Genomic DNA, 7660 nt, shown 5'->3' on the forward strand with positions numbered 1-7660 from the left:
GGATTATTTAACGATGTTTCTTGCAACTAGAGAATTAAAGCATTCAAAATGGCGTTTTGCTATGATTGGTATGATCCTTGTATTAATATCATGGCTAGTATTTATTTTATCGGGTCTCGGTAATGGACTATCCTCCTTAAGTGCTGCAACTTTTAAAAATATGGATGCAGAATATGTAGCATTTGAGGAAGGTGCTCGTCATTCCATGTCTCGTTCGGTAATTTCGGAAAATCTTGTTCAAGATCTGAAAGCACATGAGCAAGTGGAGGATGCTGCGGCAATGGGAAGCCATGTTGCCGTTGTTTTAAAAGAAGGAAATGAAGACGATAGTGAAAAGATAGATGTATCAATACTTGGAATCGAACCTGGGTCCTTTTTAGAACCTTCAGTAGTAGAAGGAAAACCTTTAACACAAGGTGGAGATTACCAGGTTATTATAAATGATTCATTAAAAGAACAAGGAATTGAAGTAGGAGATACATTAGAAATAGAGGGAGTAACTGAAATCCTTGAAGTAATTGGGTTTGTTGAAGGGGAGTCTTTTAACCATTTACCTTCCATCTTTATCTCTATAGACGAGTGGCGTTCGATTCATTTTGCTGCTCCAGGATCGGATATGGGAGTTGAATTACCTGTTAACGCGATCATATTACAAGGTGACTCTATTGAACAGGACAAGCTTGAGAGTGCAATAGAAGGAATTGAAGTAACTACTAAAAAAGAAGCAATAAATGGAATGCCAGGCTATACTGCCGAGAATGGAACTATTATGATGATGCTTGGATTTTTACTAGTCATTTCTGCTTTCGTTATTGGGGTATTCTTTTATGTTCTTACCTTACAAAAGACAAATCAATTTGGTGTGATGAAGGCCATTGGTGCAAGTAATCTATTTTTAACTAAGGCAATCGTTTCACAAATCACTTTATTAGCAACCATTAGTATTGGAATAGGAATAATTCTTACATATGGTACTGCAGCAATACTTCCTGCGGGTATGCCATTTGCATTAGATCCTATGTTAGTGTTTAGCTATGCAATTATTTTATTATTTGTATCAGTATTAAGCTCACTAATCTCTGTAAGAAAAATCACAAAGATTGATCCGTTACAAGCAATCGGGAGGGTAGAATAATGAGTGGAATTCAGTTTGAAAACGTATCGAAATATTATCAAGATGGGGCTGGTTCCAAGTTACAGATTCTAGACAATGTATCCTTATCTGTTCAGCCAGGCGAACTCGTAGCGGTAATTGGTCCTTCTGGATCTGGAAAAAGTACATTCCTATCTATTGCTGGAGCGTTGTTACAAGCTTCAAGCGGGGAAGTGACCATTAATAATAAAAATCTTAACCAATTGTCACCAAACCAAGTATCAAAATTACGCTTAGACCATATCGGGTTTATTTTGCAAACATCTAATCTTGTTCCTTATTTAAACGTTCTTGACCAATTACTTGTCGTAAAGAAAATGAAAGGCAAAATTACAAGTGCGGATAAAATGTTTGCAAAAGAATTACTTAAAGAGGTCGGATTAGGGAGTAAATTAAAGAAATTTCCTGAACAATTATCAGGAGGGGAGCGTCAACGAACGGCTATTGCTCGTGCTTTTGTGAATGACCCAGACATTATTCTAGCAGATGAGCCTACTGCTAGTTTGGACAGTAAGCGGGCATTTGAAGTCGTAGAGCTGATTGCTAAGGGAGTAAAAACTAGAAACAAAGCAGCATTTATGGTCACTCACGATGAGAGGATGCTTTCGTACTGTGATCGGGTATATCGTATGAATGAAGGGAAGCTGGAACTAGTAGAGGGTTAAAAAGGTATCCCATAAAATAAGGATTTTCGAGAAAATTTTAATCAAACTTGCTTTAATACAACAATGGGACCGTCACAATGGCAGTCTTTTTTGCTAAAGAAGCAGGATTTTATATTGAATATATAGAATACTTAATAAGTTCGTTGGAAGGGGGTGTTTTTATGGATAATCCTATTTTAACACAAATCGGAACAGTATTTATCCCAGTGAGCAACATAGAGAAAGCGAGAGATTGGTACTGTGATATTTTAGGGCTTAAAACAGATGGAGAAATTCTGTTTGGTCATCTTTACGTTATACCTACGGAAGGTACAGGGATTGTGTTAGACAGCAAGATTTATTCAGAGGAAAAAATATTTAAAATACCAGCATTCAACTTAGATACAAAAAACATCGAAGAAGCATTTCATTTTATGAGTAATAAGGGCGTTAATTTGATTACAGAAATTCAGCATAACCATTATTTTAATTTCAAAGATCCTGATGGAAATATTTTAATGATTTGCGAGTGTTAATATTAAGCTAACTGGTGCTTTAGCTAACAGGGAGATCGTCAATATGGCGGTCTTTTTTAACATAACTGGCATGGCAGGATAGTTCAATAAATATGTTGAAACTTTATATACAAACTAACAACCTATTATGAAAGGTGGGATTCTTCTGCTACCTAAAAATTATTTTTTTATAACGATGATTTTCTCTATTTTATTAATTTTGACTGGATGTTCCGAGAGTAATACTGACAATTCATCAGCAGATTGGGCATTTTCATTTGTTGTCTGGAATGGATACATCTACCAACTAAGTGATGAATACGTTGAGGATGCAGGAAAAGAAATTGGTGAAGTAACAAACTATTCGGATACGGAAGGTACTTATTCGGGAAACTTCTCTAATGAGTACGAGAAAGGAACAAAATATTATTCAATCGAAGGGATAAGTACGGATGAAGTAATAGCAATTGAAGATAATGGTAAATATAGAAAGGCAATTAGGAACGAAAAATACGAAGAAAAGTAACTTTTCTCTTGAACTAACAGGTGCAAGAGTTGAGGAAGAGGTCGATCGATGGCTATTTCTTTATTGTGCTAAAGGGAGGCATCCTCTAATAGTGAAACTTTAATTTTTCTAATTCGTACATAGGGTACGGAGATTATAAAAATTATGGAGGTTTTAAATATGTCTAAAGAGGTTATTTTCATTTTAGTTATAGTATCTATGTTTATATGGATTACGGTGTCTCGAGAGGCTGCAAAACCTTCAAAAGAGATAAACTGGCGAAAAATGATAATGTTACTTTCTGCAGGATCTTTATCTGCATTAGTAATAACCATTACGCTTTTTCAAAGTCTGCTGTCTTAGTTCCGTTAACTGGTGCAAGAGTTTAACAAGGCGATCATAGAATTTGATTGCCTTTTTCTTCTGGAAAAATCCAATATAGTAATATAGTGTTGGAATCTTATGATATCATCTTGTTATAGAGTTATTGTGCTAACGTCGGAAAAAGTTGAATAAAGAAACAAAACCTTTTGCCACAGTTATGCGTAATACTACTAGAGTTTTTAGAGGAGGGTTAGAAGCAATGGGCTATGATTTAAATCCACAAAGGTTAGTAATTTTTAGTGGTTTCTTTGGAACAATTTCGTGGGTGACTGCGAGAGATTACTTTGAATTATCAACTTTTTATGGAATATTGTTACTAACTCTTTGGGGAATTTTACTAATTGGAACTCGATTTAAATTTAAAATCAATGATGACCATTTCGTATATAGAATACTATTTTATAATAAATTAATCTTTAAAAAAGAAATTTATCCTGACCAAATCGAACAATTAAGATTTATACGGGTCGGCTGGGCTAAGAAGGCGGCGATTATAAAAATATACAGAGGAAAAAACATCAGATTAGCCGTTATCACCCAACCTAATGCGTATGAACATTTACTTGAATTCGCAGAGAAACACGACATATCGATATTTAAAACAAAGGATTATTTAATCTTGGAAAGAATGAAATAAAAGGTTATTCAACTATCTGGTGCGTTAATTCTAGAAGGATCAACGCAATTTTATGTAGAAGTTATTGTAATAGAGTCCCAGTTTACATTAATTGAAAAATTATGTAAATTGTAAAGGAGTATAAATATGGATAGTTTTAGGATTGGTGATGCTTTATTTCAATTATTAAGTCTTGGATTTCTATTGTTTATAATCGTACTAATCGTATGGTTTTTCCGTTCTTATATTAAACGGAGAAATCAACTTGATAGTTTAGAAAAGAAAATCAATGATATAAACGAACAAATAAAAAAAGGTAATAATTAATGTTTTTTATGGAGACGTACTTAGAGGTAATAAATTGTTTACTATTGTAAATCATTCTACTTAACGTATCTGGTGCAATACTGCTTTTAATTTTGGTCTTTCTATGACTATAAGTGGGTTTGTAATGATATTTTTTGCTAGAATTATATCCGATGCAACTCTTCTAGGAATGGCAACAGATATAGATGATTTTTTTGGTATTTATGCTAGGAGTGCTTATTATATACCTTTTGCATTTTTAATTATTGGTTTGCCTTTTGTTATTATTATTCCATTGATTTGGTTTTCTAGATGGGGTAAAAAATAAGACTCGTGTTTTGTTATTTTGCTTCTATCTGTGTAGATTTATACCATCAACTACAACATCGATAAACCTTAAAAAACGGCCTTATTAAACAAACTGGTGCAAAAAAACAGGGCGATCTCGAAATAAACGGTTCCGTTACGAAGTACAAAATTTTATAATTAGCACTACAAATAACACTCGAAATAAACTATAATTTTAAAATGCAAATAACTAATTAAATAGATGCTAAATTAGCATAGGTCTCGTTATAATAAATGACGAGACCTTTTTTGAGTTCTTTTCAGAATAATGTTTTATATAATAAAGTGAATGTTTAAATTAAATGAAGTTTGTGAAGAAACGTACTTAAACTATCTGGGCAGTTTAGTTGAATAAGAAAAACAAAAAAGCTCTGAAACTAATCAGAGCATTTATTGTATATAAGTTAAAGCTGTGGAAGAAAAAAAGTGATAAAAAAGAAGGTAGAGTTTTACTGCGTATAGTCAAATGTAATATCAAAAGAATCTGGTTTAAATCCATTTTGTCTCACAACGCTATACACAATTTGTTCAATCTCTTTTTTGTATCATCTTTTAACTCTAATTCTGTTGAGAAGTTTATGTCTATGTCCTCTAAAGAATTATGAGTTAGCACGATACCTGAAATTGGGTAACTATCTAATTGTTTATGTATCTTTTCGATTATTTCTGTTTGCATTATCTTATCTTGGGCAGCTTCTTCCACCATATTCGAATTTATAATTTGAATTGTATGTACTGTAAATACGGATAACAAAATAATGAATACAACACTAACTCCAATAATCAGATATTTATTTTTCATAAATACACCCCTCAATAGAAGTATATTCCTTGTACTAATGGAGTATTACCAATGTTTAATTGGAGATCATTCTTATACAAAAGGCTGCGTTAATCCAGGAAGGGTTAACGTTCTTTTTGTCGAATATATTATAGTAATGGGGCAGTTTAATTTAATAGCAATTATTTTTACAATGTCTTATGACATATCTTTTTGTTGAGGTGATTAAGTGGATCATGATGAGTACAAAGCATATTTGGAACAGCAATATTCCCATAAGATTCGACCGTTACAATCAGTTAATGACGTTATCTCCGCATTTCAAAAAAAATTAGATCTTGTCGAAACAGAATTATCTGAATCCGAAATTATTTTCTTGAAAATGACAATTCTTAACTATACTCATGCACACAAAAACGACACTATAATATCTAACTTGGATAACTTAAATTTCATTTCGTATGAAGTAGTAAAAAATGAAAAAAGTGATTATTACTACAATCATATGAAGATTAACACTGGTAATGAAAGAATACTTGTCATTATTGAATCCCAGTTAAATGAAATAACCTCCAATTGCGAAGAACTAAAAGTGGATATGCTTATCGAACGTGGAATCGACACATCTCATGTTAAACAAGACACACCTAATTTTTTTGCATATCTAATGCTTTTTGATAATTAATCAAAAGAAATTCTCCTTTATAGAGGAAATAAAGTGCTATAATCTCTTCAAATATTGTATTATGGGTAGGAAGTTTTCTTATTCTTAGTAATGTTAAACCTTTTGTTGCTAACTGGTGCAATAGTTGAACAAGTAAGATCGTCAAATGATGGTCTATTTCTTTTTTTTATTAACAGAAATTTACAATTAAAGCGTTACGCATTATGTTATTATCTGTTTATGGATACTGAACTATTGAGGCAGTTTAGTGTAACAAGTAAGTTTATTAGAAGAAAATCTAATCGAACAAAGTTCTCTACTTTATTAAGATATGATATGACTTAAAGGCAGACATATACGTCTGCCAATTTTTTATGATTTTTGTAACGAAACTTACTTTACTTAGTCTTAATTATGAAAGGAGGTAGAAATGTGACGGAGTTTGAAGATATCTACAAACGATACTTTCGAGATGTTTACTCGTTTGTATTAATGTTAAGCCGAAATGAAAAAATTGCAGAAGAAATAACACAAGAAACGTTTTTCAAGGCTTTAAAAAGTATTGATAAATTCAAGGGCAATTGCAAACTCAATGTTTGGCTATGTCAAATAGCAAAAAATACATATTTTACTTATCTCGACAAACAAAAGCGTTATGACACAAATGATATACCTGAACAAACCATTGAGAATAGTGTTGAAAATATGTTAATGAAAAAAGAAGAAAATTTCCGTTTACACCAGGTTGTGCATCGCTTAGAAGAGCCTTATAAAGAAGTTTTTACACTAAGAGTATTTGGTGAACTTTCCTTTAAACAAATAAGCGAACTTTTTGAGAAAACAGAAAGTTGGGCAAGAGTCACATTTCATCGAGCTAAAGGTAAAATTCAAGATCTGCTAAAGGAGGAATTGAAATGAGGAGAGTATCCTGTGAAATAGTGAAAGATTTGCTCCCATTGTATTATGATAACGTATGCAGTGATGATAGTAAAAAAATGTTAGAAGAACACCTTGTTGAGTGTCAAAGTTGTAAAATAGAATTAGATAAAATTAAAGTTGACTTTAACTTATCGAAAGAGGAAATCGAAATAAATCGAAAAGATAGTAATGTTATAAAGAGAATTTCTTCTTACTGGAATCGTTCAAAAGTAAAATCCTTTGCTATAGGTGTTATCATTTCTGTGATCTTGGTTTCACTTATCTCTTTCGGGTATAATTATTTATTCCATTTGAACACAGTCAACGTTCCAACAAACGTAGTAGAAATATCGCAAGTAAGTCAATTGTCGGATGGCAAAATTGTATATTATGTGGAATTAACAGATGGTTATGCTTTAAATGAAATCGCATATGATATGGATGATAACGGGAACTTCTATATGAAGCCTTTACGACCTATAATAAAGAAAAAAGCACAGCCACCTTATGGATTGGCGAAGGGTTATGACTTTTTTGATATTGAAGGTCAAGAAATGAATCATAACGGTGTAGAGATAAAAGCATTGTATTACGGAACTCCAGAAGATAATATTTTGGTTTGGAAAAAGGGAATGGTTTTGCCTAAAGCAAGCGAAGAAGTAGAAAATATGTTTCACTTTGAGTAAAAGTAAGATTTTCTTGTTCTTCAACTAACTGGTGCATTAGTTGTATAGAGTTATTGAACTACCATGAAAGTTTACATCCGAAAATCCTAAAAAAGACAAAAACAAACTAGACCCAGCATTTTATGATTTTTAAAAGCTGA

The 7660-nt window shown here is 32.2% G+C and carries 12 protein-coding genes; 11 read left to right on the forward strand and 1 reads right to left on the reverse strand.

Annotated elements, in window-relative coordinates; genetic code table 11:
• Positions 1–13: 13 nt before the first annotated feature.
• The 8 genes from CWR45_RS16170 to CWR45_RS16205 all read left to right on the forward strand — a co-directional run bounded on the left by CWR45_RS16170 (position 14) and on the right by CWR45_RS16205 (position 4451).
• Positions 14–1135, forward strand: a complete 1122-nt coding sequence (locus CWR45_RS16170) for an ABC transporter permease (RefSeq protein WP_115750889.1) — start codon at positions 14–16, stop codon at positions 1133–1135.
• Positions 1135–1818, forward strand: coding sequence for an ABC transporter ATP-binding protein (locus CWR45_RS16175; protein WP_115750890.1), 684 nt, complete (start codon positions 1135–1137; stop codon positions 1816–1818). The genes CWR45_RS16170 and CWR45_RS16175 overlap by 1 nt, the downstream gene beginning before the upstream one ends.
• A 161-nt stretch (positions 1819–1979) precedes the next feature.
• Complete coding sequence (locus CWR45_RS16180; protein WP_115750900.1) at positions 1980–2333, forward strand: VOC family protein; 354 nt, start codon at positions 1980–1982, stop codon at positions 2331–2333.
• Between the two features lie 127 nt (positions 2334–2460).
• A complete protein-coding gene (locus tag CWR45_RS16185; protein WP_115750891.1) occupies positions 2461–2838 on the forward strand; it encodes a hypothetical protein in 378 nt (125 codons plus the stop codon).
• 159 nt (positions 2839–2997) lie between these two features.
• Positions 2998–3180, forward strand: coding sequence for a hypothetical protein (locus CWR45_RS16190; RefSeq protein ID WP_115750892.1), 183 nt, complete (start codon positions 2998–3000; stop codon positions 3178–3180).
• 220 nt (positions 3181–3400) lie between these two features.
• The gene (locus tag CWR45_RS16195; protein WP_115750893.1) at positions 3401–3838 is read left to right on the forward strand and encodes a hypothetical protein; all 438 of its coding nucleotides are present in this window, start codon (positions 3401–3403) and stop codon (positions 3836–3838) included.
• A gap of 126 nt (positions 3839–3964) precedes the next feature.
• Positions 3965–4144 carry a DUF4083 domain-containing protein gene (locus CWR45_RS16200; protein WP_115750894.1) on the forward strand — a complete coding sequence of 60 codons (180 nt, stop codon included), beginning with the start codon at positions 3965–3967 and terminating at the stop codon, positions 4142–4144.
• Positions 4145–4268: 124 nt separating this feature from the next.
• On the forward strand, positions 4269–4451 hold the full coding sequence (locus CWR45_RS16205; protein WP_115750895.1) for a hypothetical protein: 183 nt from the start codon (positions 4269–4271) through the stop codon (positions 4449–4451).
• Between the two features lie 525 nt (positions 4452–4976).
• Here CWR45_RS16205 and CWR45_RS16210 read toward each other — a convergent pair.
• Positions 4977–5273 carry a hypothetical protein gene (locus tag CWR45_RS16210; protein ID WP_115750896.1) on the reverse strand — a complete coding sequence of 99 codons (297 nt, stop codon included), beginning with the start codon at positions 5271–5273 and terminating at the stop codon, positions 4977–4979.
• A gap of 208 nt (positions 5274–5481) precedes the next feature.
• Here CWR45_RS16210 and CWR45_RS16215 point away from each other — a divergent pair, with 208 nt between their 5' ends.
• The 3 genes from CWR45_RS16215 to CWR45_RS16225 all read left to right on the forward strand — a co-directional run bounded on the left by CWR45_RS16215 (position 5482) and on the right by CWR45_RS16225 (position 7520).
• Entirely contained in the window at positions 5482–5937 is a 456-nt protein-coding gene (locus CWR45_RS16215) for a hypothetical protein (RefSeq protein WP_115750897.1), read from the forward strand.
• A 411-nt stretch (positions 5938–6348) separates the two neighbouring features.
• Positions 6349–6834 (forward strand): RNA polymerase sigma factor, encoded by a 486-nt coding sequence (locus CWR45_RS16220; protein ID WP_115750898.1) that lies wholly within the window; start codon positions 6349–6351, stop codon positions 6832–6834.
• Positions 6831–7520, forward strand: coding sequence for a zf-HC2 domain-containing protein (locus CWR45_RS16225; RefSeq protein ID WP_115750899.1), 690 nt, complete (start codon positions 6831–6833; stop codon positions 7518–7520). Before CWR45_RS16220 ends, CWR45_RS16225 begins: the two co-directional genes overlap by 4 nt.
• Positions 7521–7660 lie beyond the last annotated feature (140 nt).

Origin of the sequence: Oceanobacillus chungangensis (assembly GCF_003369565.1) — a bacterium.
GTDB classification, from domain to species: Bacteria; Bacillota; Bacilli; order Bacillales; family Amphibacillaceae; genus Oceanobacillus; species Oceanobacillus chungangensis.